Origin of the sequence: Kitasatospora sp. NPDC058184, from assembly GCF_042883725.1 — a bacterium.
Classification (GTDB): Bacteria; Actinomycetota; Actinomycetes; order Streptomycetales; family Streptomycetaceae; genus Kitasatospora.
Genome location: NZ_JBHVVE010000030.1, coordinates 1 through 17,399, shown reverse-complemented (window position 1 = coordinate 17,399; position 17,399 = coordinate 1). Strand labels below are relative to the sequence as shown.

Sequence of the window (17,399 nt, the reverse complement as noted above, 5' to 3'; positions counted from 1 at the left end):
CCGAGGGCGGGCCGGGAAGCTCCCGGCCCGCCCTCCGCGCGTCCGCTAGCGGAGCCCGGTCGAGCGCCGCAGCGCCGTCGCGAGCAGCCGGTCGATCAGCTCCGGGTACGAGACCCCGCTGGCCTCCCACATCTTCGGGAAGGCCGAGATCGGGGTGAAGCCGGGCATGGTGTTGATCTCGTTGATCATCCAGGTGCCGTCCTCCAGCAGGAAGAAGTCCACCCGGGCCAGGCCCTCGCAGCCGAGCGCCTCGAAGGCCTCGACCGCCTGGCGCCGGATCTCGGCGAGCTCCGCGGCGGTGAGGTCCGCCGGGATCTTCACGTCCGAGGAGTCGATGTACTTGGCCTCGAAGTCGTAGAAGTCGAAGCCCTCGCCGACCAGGATCTCGCCGGCCACGCTGGCCCGCGGGCCGTCCTCGAACTCCAGCACGCCGCACTCGATCTCGCGGCCGGTCACGCCCGCCTCGATGATCAGCTTGGGGTCGTGCCGGCGGGCCTCCTCGATCGCCGCGTCGAGGTCGGCCAGGTCCTTCACCTTGGTGATGCCGATGCTGGAGCCGGCCCGGCAGGGCTTCACGAACAGCGGCAGGCCCAGCTCGGCGGCCCGCTCGCGCACCGCCGCGCGGCCCGCCTCGGTCTCCCAGTCGCGCGGCCGCACGATGGTGTAGCGGCCGACGTCCAGACCGTGCGAGGCGAGGATCCGCTTGGCGAACTCCTTGTCCATGCCGGCCGCGCTGGCCAGCACGCCGTTGCCGACGTACGGGACGCCGGAGAGCTCCAGCAGGCCCTGGAGCGTGCCGTCCTCGCCCCACGGGCCGTGCAGCAGCGGGAAGACCACGTCGACCTCGCCGAGGGCCTTGGGGGCGCTGCCCGGCTCGGTCAGGACCACCTCGCGGTCGCCCGGGGCGACCGGCAGCGCGACCTGGCCGTCGACGCCCTCGGCGACGTGCGCCACGTCCGGCAGCTTCCCGTCGGTGATGGCCATCCGGGCCGGCTCGTCGCTGGTCAGCGCCCAGCGGCCCTCGTGCGTGATGCCGATCGGCAGCACGTCGTACTTGTCGCGGTCGATCGCCCTGAGCACACTGCCCGCGGTGGAGACCGAGATCGCGTGCTCGGAGCTGCGCCCGCCGAAGACCAGCGCGACGCGCGGCTTCCGGTCGGACCGGTTCGGGGAGGACTGTTCGATGCTCATATCGGGTTTGAGACTACCGTGCGAGGCCCTTCCGGGAAGTCAGCGGCGCCGCACCCTCGGCGCCGCCGCTCCGGTCAGCGCCGCTCGGGTCAGCGCCGCTCCGGCTTGGCCGAACGCGACATCAGCGCCTGCAGCGCCTCCTGGGTCGGCCGCCCGTTGTGCACCACGTCCACCACGGCCTCGACGATCGGCATGTCGACCCCGTTGCGCCGGGCCAGGTCCAGCACCGACTCGCAGGACTTGACGCCCTCGGCGGTCTGCCGGGTGGCCGCGCGGGCCTCCTCCAGCGTCATGCCCCGGCCCAGGTTCATGCCGAAGGTGTTGTTGCGGGACAGCGGCGAGGAGCAGGTGGCCACCAGGTCGCCCATCCCGGCGAGCCCCGCGAAGGTGTGCGGGTCCGCGCCCAGCACCTCGCCGAGCCGGGTGGTCTCGGCCAGCCCGCGGGTGATCAGCGTCGCCTTGGTGTTGTCGCCCAGCCCCATGCCGGCCGCCATGCCGACCGCCAGGCCGATCACGTTCTTGACCGCGCCGCCGAGTTCGCAGCCCACCACGTCGGTGTTGGTGTACGGCCGGAAGTACGGCGTGTGGCAGGCCGCCTGGAGCCGCTTGGCGACCGCCTCGTCGGAGCAGGCGACCACGCTGGCCGCGGGCTGCCGGTTGGCGATCTCCTTGGCCAGGTTGGGCCCGCTGACCACCGCGACGCGCTCCTGACCGACCCCGGTGACCTCGTCGATCACCTCGCTCATCCGCTTGGCGGTGCCGAGTTCGATGCCCTTCATCAGGCTCACCAGCACGGTCTGCGGCTCGATCAGCGGCGTCCAGGCGGCCAGGTTGTCGCGCAGCGTCTGCGAGGGCACCACGAGCACCGCGAAGTCGGCGCCGGCCAGCGCCTCGGCGGCGTCGGTGGTGGCCCGGACGGTGTCGGGCAGCCGGACGCCCGGCAGGTAGTCCGGGTTCTCGTGGGTGGAGTTGACGGCGTCCACCAGCTCCTGGCGGCGGGCCCAGAGCACGACCTCGCAGCCCGCGTCGGCGAGCACCATCGCGAACGCGGTGCCCCAGGAGCCGGTTCCCATCACGGCGCAACGGGTCACTTGCCGGCCTCCTCGGTGCCCTTGCCCGGCTCGCCCTTGGCGCGCCGGCGCTCGGCCAGCGCGGCCGCGGCGCGCTCCCGGGCGGCCTTGCGCATGTCGTAGCGCTCGGCCGGCGGCTCCTCGCCCCGGACTTCGGCCAGCACGGCGGTGATCGCCGTCATGATGTCCTCGGTCGCGTCGGCGAGCACCTGGGCGGTGAGCTCCTGCCCCTGGTACCGGCTCAGGTCCACCGGCGGCCCGGCCGCGACGGTGACCCGGTGCCGCGGGAACAGGTTGAACCGGCCCTTCCCGAAACCGGGCCGGCCGTACGGCGGGATGATCTCGTGGGCGCCCCAGTGCGCGACCGGGATGACCGGCGCACCGGTCATCAGCGCGACCCGGGCGACCCCGCTCTTGCCGGTCATCGGCCACAGGTCGGGGTCCCGGGTGAGCGTTCCCTCCGGGTAGAACTGCACGCACTGGCCGCCGTTGACCGCATCGATCGCGGCCCGGAACGCCTGCGCGGCGTCGGTGGACTCGCGGAACACCGGGATCTGGCCGGTCTTGCGCAGCATGAACCCGATGAAGGGGACGGAGAACAGCGAGGACTTGCCGAGAATGCGCGGCGGACGCCCGCTGTTGTACTGCCAGTGCGCGTAGATCACCGGGTCGATGATCGAGTTGTGGTTCACCGCGGCGATGAAGCCGCCGTTCCTCGGAACGTGCTCCCAGCCCCGCCAGTCGGGCTTCACCAGGGCGGTCGTCACCGGCTTCACCAGCACGGCCGCGAAGCGGTACCAGATGCCGTAGTCGGCGTTGCCGAACTTGGCGTACGAGCGGCGGGCCACCCCAGCTCCTTCTCATCCGATGCGGCACGGATTACCGCGGTCATGGTGTCCCGGTGCCGCGCACCGCTTCCGCCGGTGCCCGGGCCACGGGCGCGGAACAGTGTCGCCCGCCCGCTCACCGGCTGTCGAGCAACCGCGCCAACCCGCCCGGCGGGCGTGATCAAACGCACGTCCGCACAGCTCGAACGGCCTGGCGAGGGCTCCGGGACCGGCGCCAGAATGACGCCGGTGACCCAGGACACCGTACGCCCCAGTGAGCCCGTCGCGCCCCCCGCACCCACGGCCGGCTGGTCGCTGGTGCTCCCGCTCAAGCCGCTCGCCCTGGCGAAGAGCAGACTGGCCCCGTACGCCGGGCCGCACCGGGCCGACCTGGCGCTGTCCTTCGCCCTGGACACCGTCGCCGCCGCCCTGGCCACCCCGGACGTCGACCGGGTCCTGGTGGTCACCCGCGACGCCGAGGCCGGCGCCCGGCTGGCCGCGCTCGGCGCCCTGGTGGTCGCCGACGAGCCCGGCGGCGGCCTCAACCGGGCCCTGGCGCACGGCGCCGCGGCCGCCCTGGCCCTGGCCCCGCGGGCCCCGCTGGCGGCGCTCTCGGCGGACCTCCCCGCGCTGCGCCCGGCCGAACTGGCCCGGGTGCTGGGCACGGTGCCGCCGGACGGCCGGGCCTTCCTGCCGGACTCCCCCGGCCTCGGCACCACCCTGCTCGCCTGCACCCCCGGCCGTCCGCTCTCCCCCGCCTTCGGGGACGGCTCACGGGCCCGGCACGCGGCCGGCGGCGCGCTCGAACTGCGCCTGCCGGACGTGGAGTCGGTGCGCCGGGACGTGGACACCGGGACGGACCTCGGCGAGGCCGCGGCGCTCGGCCTCGGCCCGCACACCAGCGCGCTGTTCGCCCGCCTGAGCCTGCGCTGAACCCGCCCCGGCCCCTCCGCGACACCCTCCGGAGCCCGCCCGGCCCGGCGCCGACCTGCTCCCCGGCCCGGGCGGGGCCGCTCGCTATGCTGCACGCATGCAGGCCACCGCGTTCACCTTCGACCCCGCCACCCGGGCCGGCTCCGTGCTGCTCGACGACGGGACCCCGGTGCCGTTCGACGCGGCCGCCTTCGACGCCGGCGGCCTGCGGCTGCTGCGCCCCGGACAGCGGGTGCGGATCCGCACCGAGGGCACCGGCGAGGCCCGCCGGGTGGTCTTCGTGACGCTCCAGACCTTCCCCGACCCCGCCGAGGGCTGACGGCCCCGTCGGGCTCCGCCGAGGCCCGCGGAACCTTCGGGCCCGACCGGCCCCGCCGGGGACCGGCCCGCACCCCGCCACCCCGCTCGGAACCGCCCCCTGCCGACGCACACCGCGGATTCCTGACTAAGCGCCCGGAAATCGAAAGAGCCGCGGCGACCGGTCTCCGCGAATTCACGGGAGGGGGGGTGCCGCGGCTCTGGGCCGAAGGCCGTCCGAAGACGGTCGCGCGGGACTTACTTGGCAGAGGTCTTGCGCGCGGTGGTCTTGCGGGTGGCGGTCTTCTTCGCCGGCGCCGTCTTCTTGGCGGTGGCGGCCGCCTTCTTGGCGGTGGCCGTGGTCTTCTTGGCGGCGGCCGTGGTGGTCGCCTTCTTCGCGGCGGCCGTCTTCTTGGTGGCGGCGGCCTTGGTCGCGGTCGCCGTCGCCTTCTTGGCGGCGGTGGTCTTCGCGGCCGTCGTCTTCGCGGCGGTGGTCTTCGCGGCGGTGGTCTTCGCGGCGGACTTCTTGGCGGTCGCCGTGGTCTTCTTGGCGGCGGCCGTGGTGGTCGCCTTCTTGGCGGCGGCCGTGGTCGCCGTCTTCTTGGCGGCGGCCTTCTTGGCGGCCGGGGCGGCGGCAGCGGCGGCGGCGCGCTTGGTGGCGGCACGCTTGGCGGCCGGGGTGGCGGCCACGCCGCTCTTGCCCGGGGTGAGGGAGCCCTTGGGGGCCTTCTTCACCGAGGGGCCTTCCTTCGGCAGCTTCTTGCTGCCGCTGACCAGGTCCTTGAAGCCCTGGCCCGGACGGAAGCGCGGGACCGAGGTCTTCTTGACCTTGACGCGCTCGCCGGTCTGCGGGTTGCGGGCGAAGCGCGCGGAGCGCTCCACCTTCTCGAAGGTGCCGAACCCGGTCACCGAGACCCGGTCACCGGCCACAACGGCACGGACCATGGTGTCGAGCACTGCGTCGACGGCCTCTGCGGCAGCCTTGCGACCGCCCAGCTGCTCGGCCACCGCTTCGACAAGCTGAGCCTTGTTCACGTCTTCCCCTTCGGAAACGGGCGCCGGATGATTCCATCCGTTCTTTTCGCACGTTAGGTATGTATCTGCGGACTTTCAATTACCAAACGCGCGAATCACCCTAGTGTCGCAATGGATTTGCGCGTCGGCGACCTCAGTCGAGCGGCGGGGGCCGCTCGTCGAGGTCATGTACAAAGCGACTCAACCGCCTTGCCGCCTCCGGAAGATCGCGCTTGGCGGTCTCGGTGACGATGAGGAGTTGACGGGTGAGAGCGGTCTTTGCATCGGCAGACACGTTCAGCGCATGCACGCGGGCGTGAGCTTGCTTCAACCGCTCGGCCACAAGCGCGTAGAGCGCTACGACTTCCTGGTCGTCCGGCCCCTCAGCTGGTGCGGAGGTGACGTCCGGCCGGTCGTCAATTCGGCGTTCGGATGGCCGGCCCATGGAGTCCTCAGTCGCGGGTTCGCCGCCCGCGTACGGAGGTTCATGGTGCCGGTGCATGTACTGATTGTGCCATCTACCCGCAGTTGTACTTGCGCGGGCCCCTCTTCCGCAAAGCCAAATGGGCAATCCGGGGCGGGCCCCGGCGCTAACTCGTGCTCCGGAACGACGGATGGCCCGGCCCCCCCGAGGGGGGCACGGGCCACGCGGTGGATCGTCAGAATGCTTGTTCTGAGGGGAACTCAGGCGACCGGCAGAGTACGGGGCTTGAAGGCCGGACGGGTCTCCTCGAAGGCCGCGATGTCGGCCTCGTTCCGCAGCGTGATGCTGATGTCGTCCAGCCCGTTGAGCAGCCGCCACCGGACGTTGTCGTCCAGTTCGAAGGCCGCCGTGACGCCTTCGGCCCGTACTTCGCGCGCCTCCAGGTCGACGGTGATCTCGGCCGAAGGGTCACTCTCCGTGAGCGCCCAGAGCCGTTCCACGGTCTCCTGCGGCAGGACGACCGTCAGCAGGCCGTTCTTCAGGGAGTTGCCCCGGAAGATGTCGGCGAAGCGCGAGGAGATGACCGCGTGGAAGCCGTAGTTCTGGAGCGCCCAGACGGCGTGCTCCCGGGAGGAGCCGGTGCCGAACTCGGGACCGGCCACCAGGACCGTGGCGCCCTGCCGCTCGGGCCGGTTGAGGATGAACGACTCGTCCTTGCGCCAGGCTTCGAACAGGCCGCCCTCGAAACCGGATCGGGTGACCTTCTTGAGCCAGTGGGCGGGGATGATCTGGTCGGTGTCCACGTTGCTGCGGCGCAGCGGGACGGCCCGGCCGGTGTGGGTGGTGAACTTCTCCATGGCTCAGGCCTCCACGGGAGCGACGTCGGCGGTCAGGTCGGAGGGGGCCGCGAGGCGGCCCAGCACGGCGGTCGCGGCGGCGACCTGCGGGGAGACCAGGTGGGTGCGGCCGCCCTTGCCCTGCCGGCCCTCGAAGTTGCGGTTCGAGGTGGAGGCGCAGCGCTCCCCCGGGGCGAGCTGGTCGGGGTTCATGCCCAGGCACATCGAGCAGCCCGCGTGGCGCCACTCGGCGCCGGCCGCGGTGAACACCTTGTCCAGCCCCTCCTCGACGGCCTGGAGCGCGACCCGGACGGACCCGGGGACGACCAGCATCCGTACGCCGTCGGCGATCCGGCGGCCCTCGACGACGGCCGCGGCGGCCCGCAGGTCCTCGATCCGGCCGTTGGTGCAGGAGCCGACGAAGACGGCGTCGACCTTGACCTCGCGCAGCGGGGTGCCGGCCTCCAGGCCCATGTACGTCAGGGCGTTCTCGGCGGCCAGGCGCTCCTGCGGGTCGGCGAAGGAGGCCGGGTCCGGCACGTTCGAGCCCAGCGGGGCGCCCTGGCCCGGGTTGGTGCCCCAGGTGACGAAGGGGGTCAGCTCGCTCGCGTCGATGAAGATCTCGTGGTCGAAGACCGCGTCCTCGTCGGTGCCCAGGGTCCGCCAGTACGCGACGGCGGCGTCCCAGTCCTCGCCCCGCGGGGCGTGCGGGCGGCCCTGGAGGTACGCGAAGGTCGTCTCGTCCGGGGCGATCATGCCGGCCCGGGCGCCGGCCTCGATCGACATGTTGCAGACGGTCATCCGGGCCTCCATGGAGAGGCTCCGGATCGCCGAACCGCGGTACTCCAGGACGTAGCCCTGGCCGCCGCCGGTGCCGATCTTCGCGATGACGGCCAGGATCAGGTCCTTGGCGGTGACGCCCTCGGGCAGGTCGCCCTCGACGGTGACCGCCATGGTCCGGAACGGCGCCAGCGGCAGGGTCTGGGTGGCCAGCACGTGCTCGACCTGGCTGGTGCCGATGCCGAACGCCAGCGCGCCGAAGGCGCCGTGGGTCGAGGTGTGGGAGTCGCCGCAGACCACGGTCATGCCGGGCTGGGTCAGGCCGAGCTGCGGGCCGACGACGTGCACGACGCCCTGTTCGACGTCGCCGAGCGAGTGGATCCGGACGCCGAACTCGGCGGCGTTCCTGCGCAGGGTCTCCAGCTGCACCTTGGAGACCGGGTCGGCGATCGGCTTGTCGATGTCGAGGGTGGGGGTGTTGTGGTCCTCGGTGGCGATCGTCAGATCGGTGCGGCGGACCGTACGGCCGGCCAGCCGCAGCCCGTCGAAGGCCTGCGGGCTGGTGACCTCGTGGAGCAGGTGGAGGTCGATGAAGAGGAGGTCGGGTTCGCCCTCCGCGCGCCGCACGACGTGGTCGTCCCAGACCTTCTCTGCGAGTGTCCGTCCCATCGGATTCCCTCCAGCCGGCCGCGTTGCCGGCCTTCTCGTGTCGTCGAGGTCAAAGCGTGTGCGCCGCCCTGAGACTCCCGGGCCGCTCCCGTCCAGAGTGGCGCTTTTCGCCGGAGATTGAACTTGTGTCTCGCGGAGTGAGATCGCGGTCTTAGCGCATGGACAGTGCGCGGCGACCCGTCCACCCCCGTCCGCCCCCGGCCGGCCGGGCCCCGCGAAGGCTCGGCGGAGGCTCGGCGGAGGTTGCGCGAGGACTGCCCGGAGGAGCCTGCGGAGACCCCCGGGAAGAGTCCGCGCGGAGGCCTCACGGAACGCCGAAAGGGCCCCACCCGTGACCGGGTGGGGCCCTTTCGGAAAGCCTTCGACGCACAACGAAAAAGACCCCGGGCAACCGGGGCCTTTCCAATTTCTGGCTGGGGTACCAGGACTCGAACCTAGACTAAATGAACCAGAATCACTCGTGCTGCCAATTACACCATACCCCAACACAAAGCAAGGGCCGATGGGCGAGCCCACCGGCTTCCTGCTCTGAAGTACCCCCGACCGGATTCGAACCGGCGCTACTGCCGTGAGAGGGCAGCGTGCTAGGCCGCTACACAACGGGGGCTTTCCAGGTGATCCCTTGCGGGATCCGTACCCCCGACCGGATTCGAACCGGCGCTACTGCCGTGAGAGGGCAGCGTGCTAGGCCGCTACACAACGGGGGCTTGATCTTCTTTTGTGTGCTGTACTCACGTACTGCGCTGGGGTACCAGGACTCGAACCTAGACTAAATGAACCAGAATCACTCGTGCTGCCAATTACACCATACCCCACCAGAGTTGAACCCCTGCGGGCCCTTCTCAGGCGTTACGCCTCTCGGTCGGTCCCTTCCGAGGGGCTTTCGTTCCCTCGTCCGTTCCCTCCCGGGCGGCGCAGAAAGAACATTACCCGACGTCGGCCCCGGCTCCAAAATCGATAACCCCGGGCGGCCTGCGGGAGGCCTGCGGATGACCTCCGGGTACGCCGCGGGCCCGGCACGAGGCCGGGCCCGCGGCCTGCTCGGCGGCCCGTGGAGGGCCGGTCCGGCAGGGATCCGTCAGCGAGCGCCCAGGAGGGTGCCTCAGGCGGCCGGGAGGGCGTCCAGGGCGGCACGCAGCCGTCGCAGCGTCTCCGGGCGGCCCAGCAGCTCCATGGACTCGAACAGCGGCGGGGAGACCCGTCGGCCGGTGACGGCCACCCGCAGCGGCGTGAAGGCGAACTTGGGCTTGATGCCCAGCCCCTCCACCAGCGCCTCGCGCAGCGCGGCCTGGATCGGCTCCGGGGTGAAGTCCGCGAGCTCCTCCAGCGCCTTGATGCTGGCCTCCAGCACCGGGCGGGAGTCCGCGGTCAGCACCTTGGCGGCGTCGTCCGGGTCGAGGGCGAACTTCTCCGGCGCCACGAACAGGAAGCCGGCCATGTTCACGATCTCGCTCAGCACGACCATCCGCTCCTGGGTGAGCGGCGCCACCTTGGCGAGCAGGTCCAGCTGCTCGGCGGTGGGCTCGGCCGGCAGCAGCTCGGCGCCCTGGAGGAACGGCACCAGGCGGCGGACGAAGTCCTCCGGGGCCAGCCGGCGGACGTGCTCGGCGTTGATCGCCTCGCACTTCTTCAGGTCGAAGCGGGCCGGGTTGGCGTTCACCTTGGCGACGTCGAAGGCGGCGACCATCTCGTCCATGTCGAACAGGTCGCGGTCCTCGGCCAGCGACCAGCCCAGCAGGGACAGGTAGTTGAGCAGGCCCTCGCGGATGAAGCCGCGCTCGCGGTACAGGTTGAGCGAGGACTGCGGGTCGCGCTTGGAGAGCTTCTTGTTGCCCTCGCCCATCACGTACGGCAGGTGGCCGAAGCGCGGGGTGGTGCCGTCGCCGACACCGATCTCGGCGAGCGCGGCGTACAGCGCGATCTGCCGCGGGGTGGAGGACAGCAGGTCCTCGCCGCGCAGCACGTGGGTGATGCCCATCAGGGCGTCGTCCACCGGGTTGACCAGGGTGTACAGCGGGGCGCCGTTGGCCCGGACGATGCCGTAGTCCGGGACGTTCTCCGGCTCGAAGGTGAGCGTGCCGCGCACCAGGTCGTCGAAGGAGAGGGTCTTGTCGGGCATCCGGAAGCGCAGGATCGGCTCGCGCTTCTCCAGCTTGTAGACGGCGACCTGCTCCTCCGTCAGCTCGCGGCAGTGGCCGTCGTAGCCGGAGGGCTTGCCGGCCGCGCGGGCGGCCTCGCGGCGGGCGTCCAGCTCCTCGGTGGAGCAGTAGCAGTGGTAGGCGTGGCCGGCCTCGTGCAGGCGGCGGGCGACATCGGCGTAGATGTCCATCCGCTGCGACTGCCGGTACGGCGCGTCCGGACCGCCGACCTCGGGGCCCTCGTCCCAGTCCAGGCCGAGCCAGCGCATCGCGTCGAGCAGCTGGTTGTACGACTCCTCGGAGTCGCGGGCGGAGTCGGTGTCCTCGATCCGGAAGACCAGCGTGCCGCCGTTGTGGCGGGCGTAGGCCCAGTTGAACAGGGCCGTGCGGACCATGCCCACGTGGGGGTTGCCGGTCGGGGAGGGACAGAAGCGAACCCGGACGGCCGGGTCAGTGTTAGCCACGCTTGATCACCTTGTTGGTGAGAGTGCCGATGCCTTCGATGGAGACGGCGACCTCGTCGCCGACGTTGAGGGGGCCCACCCCTGCGGGCGTGCCGGTGAGGATGACGTCGCCGGGCAGCAGCGTCATGGCCTCGGAGATGTGGACGACCAACTCGGCGACCGAGCGGATCATCAGGGAGGTGCGGCCGGTCTGGCGGAGCTCGCCGTTGACCGTGCAGGTGATCGCGAGGTCGCTCGGGTCGAGGTCGGTCTCGATCCACGGGCCCAGCGGGCAGGCCGTGTCGAAGCCCTTGGCCCGGGCCCACTGGCCCTCGCGCTGCTGGACGTCCCGGGCGGTGACGTCGTTGGCGCAGGTGTAGCCGAGGATCACCTCGGGCACCCGGTCCAGCGGCACCTCGCGGCACATCCGGCCGATCACCACGGCGAGTTCGGCCTCGTGGTGGACGTCCGAGGAGAACGGCGGGTAGGCGATGCTCTCGGTCGGGCCGATCACCGAGGTGGACGGCTTGAAGAAGGTGAGCGGGACGTCCGGGACGTCGTTGCCCAGCTCCGCCGCGTGCGCCGCGTAGTTGCGGCCGACCGCCACGATCTTGTTCGGGAGCATCGGGCTGAGCAGCCGGACGTCCTGGAAGCGGTAGCTCTCGCCGGTGGGCTGGGGCTGGCCGAACGGGTGGCCGGCCAGCGCGTGGACGACCAGCGACTCGGGCCGGGAAGGGTCGCCCTCCACTACGCCGAAGGAGACGCTGCCGGCGGCAGGGCTCCCTTCCCGGACGGAAAACCTGGCAATGCGCACGGCTGGGCTACCCCTCGCTTCGTCGGCCGCCCGGGGCGCGCCCGGGCGCTGGAGGGCTCCCGCCCGCAGTGGGCGCGGCCCCGTCAATCGGCCTCCAGGCTATCGCGTGGGGCCCCGGCTGACCGCTTTGCCCCTGTTCAGGACGGTCGGGACGGAAGCGCGCACCGCGCGACGCCGAGGGCGCCGCCGCCACCGGTGTGACGACGGCGCCCTCGGCGCGGTGCGGTGCGGGGTCAGTCCTGCGGGACGACGACCGGGGCGACCATCAGCTGGGTGCGGCGCGGGTTGGCCGTGGCGGCCGGCAGCTCGGTGCCGTAGGTCAGGACGTCCTCGGGCTTGCGGGCACCCGGGATCGTGCTGAAGTCCTCGACCGAGGCCAGCGTCGTCCGGCGCGGGTTCGCCGTGGGGCGGCAGGACAGCGTGGACTTGGTGGCGTTCTTCGCCTGGGACATCGAGAGCACCTCGTGGTCATGGCCTGGCCGACCGCGGCGGATCGGCACCGGCCTGATGGATTCCGATTGATTCGGAGGGGTTCTGGGCAGGCTGATCGGGGCCGTGCTCCGGAGACAGCCAGGTTACGAGATCTCATTCCATAGAGACCGTGACCAAAGCTACACATTAGACTGTGATTTTGCTCACAAATTGACGAGCAAAATACAGATATCCGACATATCGTCGCTCCGGGACTTTCCGACATTCCACCCGATAAGGGGCATTCCGGAAGGTCTGTGACTCTTCCCGATCCCGGGTCTGCTTGGCATGTATCCGGCGAGTGTCCGAAAAAGGCGGTATTCCGGTCCTGTTACCGCACAGTCAGTGAGATCGCACAAGCGGTCGGTAGCGCCGGACCCCCGGTACCTGCGGCCCTTGTTGGGATTCCCCGGCTGTGCTGGAATGCGACGGACCGTGGGTAGGGAGTGGTCCACCCCGGTGCCCGCTCTCCCGGACCGGCCGGGGGGCGGATGGAAACTCGACACCGTCCAGGCCGTGGCGACGCGGCGGGACGCCCGGTCCAGAGGTTGCGACGCCAGTGCAGGGACGTTTCAAAAGGGGTAGCGGCGCCGCGGGGAACCCGGAGTCGCGCGAGCCTGTGGCAGCCCCCCAACAGGCGGCGGCCCCCGGCGGCCCGGCCGAGCCGGTGACACCCGAGGCCCTCGGGCGACCGGAGGAGGACGGGCAGGAGCGGAAGTCCGCCCGGGACAAACTCCGGACCTCGCTGACCAGGCGCCGCGCCACCGGTCTGAACCGGCTCGCGATGCGCAACTGGCGCATCCGCACCCGACTGATCGCGCTGCTCGCCCTCCCCGTGATGGTCTCGCTGGTCCTCGGTGGCCTGCGCATCCAGACCTCGATGGAGAACTCGCAGCAACTCGCCCAGATGGCCAACCTGTCCGACCTGGCCAAGAAGGCGACCAACCTCGCGGACGCGCTGCAGACCGAGCGCGACATCAGCGCCGGCCCGATCACCCACGACCCGACCGCCCCGCTGGACGACGACATCGTCGCGGCCCGCAAGTCCACCGACGACCTGAGCCGCACCTTCACCGCGTCCTCCGACAAGTTCGAGAACCTCGAACTGTCCGGCGGCAAGGCGCTGTTGCTCCAGATCCGCAAGGACCTGAACTCGATCGCGGACACCCGCAGCCTGCCGTACCAGAACAACCAGAACATCCAGTCGACGATCACCGCCTACGACGTGATCATCCGAGACCTGCTGTCCATCACCCAGGACATCGCGCTCGCGTCGAACAACAAGGACCTGGTCGTCTCCACCCGCGCGCTCCAGCAGTTCTCGCTGGCGAAGAACGCGACCTCGCAGCAGCGGGCCCTGATCAGCGCCGCGCTCGCCAACCCGAAGACCCCGGACCTCAGCCCCAGCGACGAGTCCTTCGGTATCCGTCTGCGCAGCTCGTACGACAACGCGATCGCGAGCTTCAACAACATCTACACCGCGCACGACCTGGACAACCTGCGCAGCCAGCTGAGCTACAACTCGGTGGTCGCCGACGCCGACCGCTACGCCTCCACGATCCTCACCCAGAGCGGCATCCGCCAGACCGAGGCGGTCAGCTACAAGGACTGGTACGAGAAGGCCAGCTCCAAGATCACCGCCGAGCGCCGGATCGAGTCCAAGCTCATCGAGAACCTGGACGGAAAGGCCCAGGACCTCCAGTCCCAGGCCGACGCCGACGCCCTGATCATCGGTGTCGCGGTCGCCCTGGTGCTGCTCGTCGCCCTCGGTGGCGCCGGTCTGATCGCCCGCTCGATGGTGCGCTCGCTGACCCGCCTCCAGGCCGCGGCCGAGGACGTCGCCGAGCGCCGTCTGCCCGAGCTGGTCAAGACCCTCTCCGAGGCCGACCCGCACGACGTCGACACCACGGTCGAGCCGGTCGCCGTCGACTCCACCGACGAGATCGGCCACGTGGCCCACGCGTTCGACATGGTGCACAGCGAGGCCGTCCGCCTCGCCGCCGAGCAGGCCCTCCTGCGCGGCAACATCAACGCGATGTTCACCAACCTCTCGCGCCGCAGCCAGGGCCTCATCCAGCGCCAGCTGTCGCTCATCTCCGAGCTGGAGAGCCGCGAGGCGGACCCGGACCAGCTGGCCAACCTCTTCAAGCTGGACCACCTCGCGACCCGCATGCGCCGCAACGGCGAAAACCTCCTCGTCCTCGCCGGTGAGGACCCGGGCCGCCGCTGGACCAGGCCCGTCCCGCTGGTCGACGTGCTCCGCGCCGCCGCCTCCGAGGTGGAGCAGTACGAGCGCATCGAGCTCGCCGCCGTGCCGTCGGCCGAGGTCGCCGGCCGCGTCGTCAACGACCTCGTCCACCTGCTCGCCGAGCTGCTGGAGAACGCCACCTCGTTCTCCAGCCCGCAGACCCGCGTCCGGGTCACCGGCCACGCGCTGCCGGACGGCCGCGTCCTGGTCGAGATCCACGACACCGGCATCGGCCTGAGCCCCGACGACCTCGCCGAGATCAACGAGCGCCTCGCCAACCCGCCGACGGTGGACGTCTCGGTCTCCCGCCGCATGGGCCTCTTCGTGGTCGGCCGCCTGTCCCTGCGACACGGCATCCGCATCCAGCTCCGCCCCAGCGACTCCGGCGGCACCACCGCGCTGGTCATGCTCCCGGTGGACGTCACCAATTCGGGCGACCGCCGCGGCGCCGGCCGGCCCGGCTCCGGCCAGGGCAAGCAGCAGCGCGGGGTCACCCCGACGCCGCGCCAGCAGCGCCAGGTGCCGCCCGGCCGCCAGAACGGTCCGGCCGCGCTCGGCCAGGGCGGTCCGGCCGCCGGTGCCCCGCAGGGCGGCCGTCCGCAGCTCGGCCAGGGCGGTCCGGGCGCTCCGACCGGTCCCGGTCCGCAGGGCGGTCCGGGTGCGCCGGGCGGTCCCGGTGCGCCGGGCGGTCCGGGTGCGTCCGGCGGCGGTCTGCCGACCCGCAAGGTCGGCCAGTCGCTGCGGGAGAACCCCGCCCCGCAAGGCGGCGGTCAGCAGGGCCAGGGCCAGCGGCCCGCCCAGCCGCAGCAGAAGCAGCAGGCCCCGCAGAAGCAGCAGAACCAGCAGGCTCCGCAGCAGGCCCAGCAGGGCGGTCTGCCGCAGCGCGCCCCGGGTCACCAGGGCCCGCCGCAGAGCGGCCCGAACGGCCTGCCCCGCCGCGGCCGTCAGCAGCAGCCCGGCCAGCCGGGTCAGCCGGGTCAGCCCGGTCAGCCGCAGCAGGGCCAGCCGCAGGCCGGTCAGTCCCAGCCCGGCCTGCCCGGTCGGCCCGGCCAGGAACGTCCGCGTCCCGCCGGCGGGTTCGACGGCGGTCCGGGTGCCCGGACCGGCGAGCAGCCGCAGCACGGCCGCCCCGGCGGTCCCGGTGGCCCCGGCGCGCCGCAGCAGGGTGCCCGTCCGGGCAACCGTCCGCAGGACGGCCTGCCGCAGCGCCGTCCGGCCCCGCAGGGCCCCGGCGCCCCCGGCCGGCCCGCCGCCCAGGGCCCGCGCGGTCCGCAGCGCCCCGGCCCGGACGCGCCGCAGCGCGACCGCCAGCCGCAGCTGCCGCCGCAGGCCCAGCAGCAGCCCCAGCCGCTGCCGTCGGCCGAGCCGGCGCCGGTGGAGAGCACCCAGCAGTTCGCCCGTCCGCGCTTCGAGGCCAGCCAGATCGACCCGCGCGACCCGCTGGGCCTCGGCCTGGTCGAGCCGGTGCTGCCGAACGTGCCGAACCCGCCGCGTCCGGAGCCGGTGCGCCAGGAGCAGGCCCCGCAGCCGCAGCCGCTGCCGCTGCCGCACCAGGAGCCGATGGCGCTGCCGACCGGCCCGTCCGAGGCCGCGGGCCGACCGGGCGGCGAGGAGCAGCCCTGGTTCCCGCAGTCCGACGGCTCGCAGCAGGCGCGGCCGCGGCCGTACCAGCCGCGCCGCCCCGGCACCGCCGCACCGGAGTTCCAGCCGTCGGCCGACGAGCAGCGGGCTCCCCAGCCGGCTCCGCAGCAGCAGGCCCCGCAGCAGTCGCAGGGCCAGCCGCAGCAGAACCAGCAGCAGCCGCAGGGCCAGCCGCAGCCGGGCACCGGCGACGCGCCGTGGCGTCCGTCCGCGAACGACGAGCGCTGGCGCCGCGCCGAGCAGATCCGCGAGCCCTCGACCAGCGGTGTCACCATGTCGGGCCTGCCCCGGCGGACCCCGCAGGCCAACCTGGTCTCCGGCACCGCCGAGGCCTCGCCGCTGACCGGCCCGCAGGTCTCCCGGGCCCCCGAGGAGGTCCGCGGCCGACTGACCAACCTGCGCCGCGGCATCCAGCAGGGCCGCCGCGCCGGGGCCGAGCAGGCCGCCAACCAGGCGGGCCACCAGCATGGTGCCCAGCAGCCCGGATTCGATAGTTTCGGTGGCCGGAGCGACGGCAACGGCGCAGATCACCAGGAGCGTTGAGTTGAACCAGATGAGCCAGGCCGCACAGAACCTGAACTGGCTGATCACCAATTTCGTGGACAACACCCCCGGGGTGTCCCACACCGTGGTGGTCTCCGCGGACGGCCTCCTGCTGTGCATGTCCGAGGGCTTCCCCCGGGACCGCGCCGACCAGCTCGCCGCCGTCGCCTCCGGCCTCACCTCCCTCACCTCCGGCGCCAGCCGGATCTTCGAGGGCGGCGAGGTCAACCAGACCGTCGTCGAGATGGAACGGGGCTTCCTGTTCCTGATGGCCGTCAGCGACGGCTCCGCACTCGCCGTCCTGGCCGCGCCGGACTCCGACATCGGCCTCGTCGGCTACGAGATGGCCCTGCTCGTCGACCGCGCCGGCGCCGTCCTCACCCCCGCACTCCGCGCGGAACTCCAGGGCAGTCTCCTGCACTGACCGGGACCCGCGCGGCTCACCCACCGTCCCGACCGCGCCGGGTCCGACCCGACCGGACCCGGCGCCACACCCTCAGCTACCCTCAGGCAGCTGATCCCGCCTCAGCTGGCACCGCCCCAGCTGGAACCGGCTGCCCAAGGCTGCAGCACTAGGAGGACCCATGACCCCGCCTTCGACACCCGCCGGCCCGTACGGCAACGGGTACGGCAGCGGCTACGGCGGGCAGCAGTCCGACGGCTACGAGCAGCAGCCGCTGGTCCGCCCGTACGCGATGACCGGCGGACGGACCCGCCCCCGGTACCAGCTCGCCATCGAGGCCCTGATCTCCACCACCGGCTCGGCCGACCGGGCCGGCGGGCTGCTGCCCGAGCACGCCCGGATCGTCAGCCTCTGCCGCGAGGTCAAGTCCATCGCGGAGATCTCCGCACTGGCCGGCGTCCCGCTCGGTGTCGCCCGCATCCTCGTCGCCGACCTTGCCGAGGCCGGTCTCGTCGCCATCCACCAGCCCGCCGCCGCGGGCGAGTCGGGCGGAACGCCCGATGTCACGCTGCTCGAAAGGGTCCTCAGTGGACTTCGCAAGCTCTAACGCGGCCGCCCCCACCCGCGCCACCACCTCCGCGAAGATCGTCGTCGCGG

Annotated in this window: 15 protein-coding genes and 4 tRNA genes; 5 read left to right on the top strand and 14 right to left on the bottom strand. The window is 72.2% G+C overall.

What is annotated here, in order from left to right; all coding sequences use genetic code 11:
- Positions 1 to 45 precede the first annotated feature (45 nt).
- The 3 genes from ACFVXH_RS36595 to ACFVXH_RS36585 all read right to left on the bottom strand — a co-directional run bounded on the left by ACFVXH_RS36595 (position 46) and on the right by ACFVXH_RS36585 (position 3,109).
- A complete protein-coding gene (locus ACFVXH_RS36595) occupies positions 46 to 1,191 on the bottom strand; it encodes a D-alanine--D-alanine ligase family protein (protein WP_387830465.1) in 1,146 nt (381 codons plus the stop codon).
- Positions 1,192 to 1,280: 89 nt separating this feature from the next.
- A complete protein-coding gene (locus ACFVXH_RS36590) occupies positions 1,281 to 2,282 on the bottom strand; it encodes an NAD(P)H-dependent glycerol-3-phosphate dehydrogenase (protein WP_074001509.1) in 1,002 nt (333 codons plus the stop codon).
- The gene (locus ACFVXH_RS36585) at positions 2,279 to 3,109 is read right to left on the bottom strand and encodes a 1-acyl-sn-glycerol-3-phosphate acyltransferase (RefSeq protein WP_049656319.1); all 831 of its coding nucleotides are present in this window, start codon (positions 3,107 to 3,109) and stop codon (positions 2,279 to 2,281) included. The genes ACFVXH_RS36590 and ACFVXH_RS36585 overlap by 4 nt, the downstream gene beginning before the upstream one ends.
- Positions 3,110 to 3,328: 219 nt before the next feature.
- Here ACFVXH_RS36585 and cofC point away from each other — a divergent pair, with 219 nt between their 5' ends.
- Both cofC and ACFVXH_RS36575 read left to right on the top strand, forming a co-directional pair.
- Positions 3,329 to 4,021 (top strand): 2-phospho-L-lactate guanylyltransferase, encoded by a 693-nt coding sequence (gene cofC, locus ACFVXH_RS36580; protein WP_387830463.1) that lies wholly within the window; start codon positions 3,329 to 3,331, stop codon positions 4,019 to 4,021.
- 97 nt (positions 4,022 to 4,118) lie between these two features.
- Positions 4,119 to 4,340 (top strand): hypothetical protein, encoded by a 222-nt coding sequence (locus ACFVXH_RS36575; RefSeq protein WP_030257846.1) that lies wholly within the window; start codon positions 4,119 to 4,121, stop codon positions 4,338 to 4,340.
- Positions 4,341 to 4,576: 236 nt separating this feature from the next.
- Here ACFVXH_RS36575 and ACFVXH_RS36570 read toward each other — a convergent pair whose 3' ends face one another.
- The 11 genes from ACFVXH_RS36570 to ACFVXH_RS36520 form a co-directional block, all read right to left on the bottom strand.
- A complete protein-coding gene (locus tag ACFVXH_RS36570) occupies positions 4,577 to 5,353 on the bottom strand; it encodes an HU family DNA-binding protein (protein ID WP_074001508.1) in 777 nt (258 codons plus the stop codon).
- Positions 5,354 to 5,486: 133 nt separating this feature from the next.
- Complete coding sequence (locus ACFVXH_RS36565; protein ID WP_380744013.1) at positions 5,487 to 5,834, bottom strand: hypothetical protein; 348 nt, start codon at positions 5,832 to 5,834, stop codon at positions 5,487 to 5,489.
- Between the two features lie 182 nt (positions 5,835 to 6,016).
- Positions 6,017 to 6,613: a 3-isopropylmalate dehydratase small subunit gene (gene leuD / locus ACFVXH_RS36560; RefSeq protein WP_049659169.1), complete on the bottom strand. Its 597-nt coding sequence runs from the start codon at positions 6,611 to 6,613 to the stop codon at positions 6,017 to 6,019.
- A 3-nt stretch (positions 6,614 to 6,616) separates the two neighbouring features.
- Positions 6,617 to 8,041 carry a 3-isopropylmalate dehydratase large subunit gene (gene leuC, locus ACFVXH_RS36555; RefSeq protein WP_387830460.1) on the bottom strand — a complete coding sequence of 475 codons (1,425 nt, stop codon included), beginning with the start codon at positions 8,039 to 8,041 and terminating at the stop codon, positions 6,617 to 6,619.
- A gap of 410 nt (positions 8,042 to 8,451) precedes the next feature.
- Positions 8,452 to 8,526: transfer RNA gene (locus tag ACFVXH_RS36550), tRNA-Gln, on the bottom strand.
- Positions 8,527 to 8,575: 49 nt separating this feature from the next.
- Positions 8,576 to 8,648: transfer RNA gene (locus ACFVXH_RS36545), tRNA-Glu, on the bottom strand.
- 27 nt (positions 8,649 to 8,675) lie between these two features.
- Positions 8,676 to 8,748: transfer RNA gene (locus ACFVXH_RS36540), tRNA-Glu, on the bottom strand.
- A gap of 36 nt (positions 8,749 to 8,784) precedes the next feature.
- Positions 8,785 to 8,856, bottom strand: a tRNA-Gln gene (locus ACFVXH_RS36535).
- A gap of 287 nt (positions 8,857 to 9,143) precedes the next feature.
- Positions 9,144 to 10,643: a glutamate--tRNA ligase gene (gene gltX / locus ACFVXH_RS36530; RefSeq protein WP_074001506.1), complete on the bottom strand. Its 1,500-nt coding sequence runs from the start codon at positions 10,641 to 10,643 to the stop codon at positions 9,144 to 9,146.
- Positions 10,636 to 11,436 (bottom strand): fumarylacetoacetate hydrolase family protein, encoded by an 801-nt coding sequence (locus ACFVXH_RS36525; protein ID WP_375877277.1) that lies wholly within the window; start codon positions 11,434 to 11,436, stop codon positions 10,636 to 10,638. The genes gltX and ACFVXH_RS36525 overlap by 8 nt, the downstream gene beginning before the upstream one ends.
- Before the next feature lie 233 nt (positions 11,437 to 11,669).
- Entirely contained in the window at positions 11,670 to 11,888 is a 219-nt protein-coding gene (locus tag ACFVXH_RS36520; RefSeq protein WP_049658602.1) for a hypothetical protein, read from the bottom strand.
- 638 nt (positions 11,889 to 12,526) lie between these two features.
- Between ACFVXH_RS36520 and ACFVXH_RS36515 the strand changes: the two genes are divergently transcribed.
- The 3 genes from ACFVXH_RS36515 (at position 12,527) to ACFVXH_RS36505 (ending at position 17,349) form a co-directional block, all read left to right on the top strand.
- Positions 12,527 to 16,339 (top strand): nitrate- and nitrite sensing domain-containing protein, encoded by a 3,813-nt coding sequence (locus ACFVXH_RS36515; protein ID WP_387830457.1) that lies wholly within the window; start codon positions 12,527 to 12,529, stop codon positions 16,337 to 16,339.
- A 10-nt stretch (positions 16,340 to 16,349) separates the two neighbouring features.
- Positions 16,350 to 16,763 (top strand): roadblock/LC7 domain-containing protein, encoded by a 414-nt coding sequence (locus tag ACFVXH_RS36510; protein ID WP_030248297.1) that lies wholly within the window; start codon positions 16,350 to 16,352, stop codon positions 16,761 to 16,763.
- A gap of 160 nt (positions 16,764 to 16,923) precedes the next feature.
- Positions 16,924 to 17,349, top strand: a complete 426-nt coding sequence (locus tag ACFVXH_RS36505) for a DUF742 domain-containing protein (protein ID WP_049658630.1) — start codon at positions 16,924 to 16,926, stop codon at positions 17,347 to 17,349.
- Positions 17,350 to 17,399: the final 50 nt, after the last annotated feature.

Excerpts from the sequence above, each read along its gene's own strand:
- cofC (WP_387830463.1), top strand. The coding sequence starts at position 3,329 with ATGACGCCGGTGACCCAGGACACCGTACGCCCCAGTGAGCCCGTCGCG.
- ACFVXH_RS36575 (WP_030257846.1), top strand. The coding sequence starts at position 4,119 with ATGCAGGCCACCGCGTTCACCTTCGACCCCGCCACCCGGGCCGGCTCC.
- leuD (WP_049659169.1), bottom strand. The coding sequence starts at position 6,613 with ATGGAGAAGTTCACCACCCACACCGGCCGGGCCGTCCCGCTGCGCCGC.
- ACFVXH_RS36505 (WP_049658630.1), top strand. The coding sequence starts at position 16,924 with ATGACCCCGCCTTCGACACCCGCCGGCCCGTACGGCAACGGGTACGGC.
- leuC (WP_387830460.1), bottom strand. The coding sequence starts at position 8,041 with ATGGGACGGACACTCGCAGAGAAGGTCTGGGACGACCACGTCGTGCGG.
- ACFVXH_RS36510 (WP_030248297.1), top strand. The coding sequence starts at position 16,350 with ATGAGCCAGGCCGCACAGAACCTGAACTGGCTGATCACCAATTTCGTG.
- ACFVXH_RS36595 (WP_387830465.1), bottom strand. The coding sequence starts at position 1,191 with ATGAGCATCGAACAGTCCTCCCCGAACCGGTCCGACCGGAAGCCGCGC.
- ACFVXH_RS36565 (WP_380744013.1), bottom strand. The coding sequence starts at position 5,834 with ATGCACCGGCACCATGAACCTCCGTACGCGGGCGGCGAACCCGCGACT.
- ACFVXH_RS36520 (WP_049658602.1), bottom strand. The coding sequence starts at position 11,888 with ATGTCCCAGGCGAAGAACGCCACCAAGTCCACGCTGTCCTGCCGCCCC.